Origin of the sequence: Streptococcus suis (assembly GCF_024509555.1) — a bacterium.
Classification (GTDB): domain Bacteria; phylum Bacillota; class Bacilli; order Lactobacillales; family Streptococcaceae; genus Streptococcus; species Streptococcus suis_AD.
In genome coordinates this window covers 1-886 of record NZ_JAMWEL010000048.1, presented here as the reverse complement: position 1 = coordinate 886, position 886 = coordinate 1, and the positions used below count along the sequence as shown (strand labels likewise).

Annotated in this window: 1 protein-coding gene; it reads right to left on the bottom strand. The window is 42.3% G+C overall.

Going from position 1 to position 886, the window contains the following annotated elements:
- Positions 1 to 886 (bottom strand): mucin-binding protein (locus NF418_RS10275; protein ID WP_444861125.1); only part of this gene is annotated, 886 nt, incomplete at both ends.

The following is an 886-nucleotide window of genomic DNA, read 5'->3' as shown; positions in this document are numbered from 1 at the left end:
AATATCCTTGTCAGTTGCTGTAATACCAGTCTTCTCAACTTTATCAGTTGATGGTGTAAATTTATCCAAAGTAAGGGCATTTACAGTTGTGAAGTCTTGTGTTGCTGGTGCCCATGCTGAGTATGTATCCGCAATGATGTCACCTGTTACTGCATCAATTTGAACTGTGCGAGTAAATGTCAAGGTTTCTTCTGAAACTACTGGTTTGCCGTCAGCATCAAGAACTGGTGTGCCATCTGCGTAGACATGGTTAACTGTCAAGGTAACTTCTTCAACCAAGCCAAGTTCACCATAGGTACGACCTTTTGGATCGTTTGGTACTGGATCAGTTGGTTTAACTGGATCAGTTGGAGTTGGTGTATCTGGGTTGTTGTCTGGATCTTTTGGATCAACAACTGACACACCTGTACGATAGATAATCGTTGCATTTGTATCATTATCAGTCGCAACTACACCTGTCTTGGTTACGCTTTGCGTTGAAGGAAGATAATCTGCCAACTCAGCTACATCATCCTTCGTCAAGGCTGAAACAGCTTTGAAGTCTTGTGTTGCTGGTGCCCATGCAGAGTAAGTATCCACAATAATATCACCAGTTACAGCATCCACTTGAACTGTACGCGTGAAGGTTAAGGTTTCAGTTGTAACAACAGGCTTGCCATCCTTAACAACTGGAGAACCATCTGCATAGACATGGTTAACGGTCAAGGTTACTTCTTCAACCAAGCCAAGATCACCATAGGTACGACCTTTTGGATCGTTTGGAACTGGCGTGTCTGGAGTTACCGGAGTTTCTGGTGTTGGTGTGTCTGGATTGTTATCTGGATCTTTTGGATCAACAACTTTAACATTTGTACGATAGATAATCGTTGCATTTGTATCATTATCA